General features: G+C 70.8%; 1 protein-coding gene. It reads left to right on the top strand.

Annotated features, from left to right (window positions below; genetic code table 11):
- Positions 1-15 precede the first annotated feature (15 nt).
- The coding region (locus ACX28W_RS43860) for an Ig-like domain repeat protein (RefSeq protein ID WP_459005683.1) at positions 16-1505 on the top strand (1490 nt) is incomplete at its 3' end.

Genomic DNA, 1505 nt, shown 5'->3' with positions numbered 1-1505 from the left:
AGTTTCACTGCCACCGTGGCGCCGGTGGCGCCGGGTGCGGGCACGCCGACGGGGACGGTCACCTTCGACTTCGGTGACGGCAGCGCGACGGTGACGGTGCCGGTCGTCGGCGGTACCGCCACAACCACGCACGCCTACACCACGACAACCGGCAGTCCGTTCACCGTCACCGCCACCTACAGCGGCGACGCCAACTTCACCACCTCCTCGGGCACCGACACCCAGACCGTCGAAGCGGCCGGAACCACCACCACGGTCGCCACCAGCCCCGACCCCTCGCTGGTCGGCCAACCGGTCGACATCACCGTGGTGGTGGACGCCGAGGCACCCGGCACAGGAACACCGACCGGAGACGTGATCGTCACCTTCGGGGACGGGTCACCCGCCGAGACCGTGACCCTTGTGGGCGGGACGGCGACGGTGACCCACACCTACACCAGCACCGTGGGCAGCCCCTACACCGTCACCGCCACCTATGCAGGGAACGGCGACTTCAGTGCCTCCACCGGTACCGACACTCAGACCGTGGGCCTGGCCGCGACGACCACCGCGGTCACGTCGACTCCCGACCCGTCGGTCTTCGGCGAACAAGTGACGATCACCGCCACGGTGACGCCCACCCCGCCCGGAGCCGGTACGCCCGGCGGGACGGTGTTCTTCGTCATCAGCGGCGGACCGGTCCTCAGCGCTCCCGTCATCGCGGGCACCGCCACCGTCACCACCGGTGCCCTGACGGTCGGCCCCCACACCATCAACGCCGTCTACACCGGCAACAGCAACTTCGATCCGTCGGTCGGCGCCGACACCCACACGGTGAACCAGTCGGCCACGACGACCGTGGTGACGTCGGCACCCGACCCGTCCCTGGTCGGTGAGCAGGTGACGGCCACGGCGACGGTGACATCGACCGCTCCAGGGGTGGGGACGCCGACGGGGACGGTCACCTTCGACTTCGGCGACGGTTCCACACCGGTCCCCGGAGTCGTCGTGGGCGGCACGGCCACGGCAACTCACACCTACGCCACGGCGACCGGTAGCCCGTTCACCATCACCGCCACCTACGGCGGAGACACCAGCTTCGCAGGCTCCTCTGACACCGACCCGCACACGGTCGGCGCTGCGGACACCGCGACCACGGTGACGTCCGCTCCCGATCCGTCGGTGGTGGGCGAGCCGGTGACGGTGACGGCGACGGTGGCCGCGGACGCTCCGGGTGCGGGGACGCCGACGGGAACGGTCACCTTCGACTTCGGCGACGGGACGCCCGACGCGACGGGGACCCTGGTGGGTGGCGTGGCCACGGTCACGCACACGTATGCCACCACGGTGGGCAGCCCGTACACCATCACCGCCACCTATGCAGGGAACGGCGACTTCAACGCCTCCACCGGTACCGACACTCAGACCGTGGACCAGGCCGCGACGACCGCCACGGTGACGTCCGCTCCCGATCCGTCGGTGGTGGGCGAGCCGGTGACGGTGACGGCGACGGTGGCCGCGGACGC

The sequence above is a fragment of the Streptomyces sp. SD15 genome, from assembly GCF_054462255.1.
This window is presented reverse-complemented; position numbering and strand designations above follow the sequence as displayed.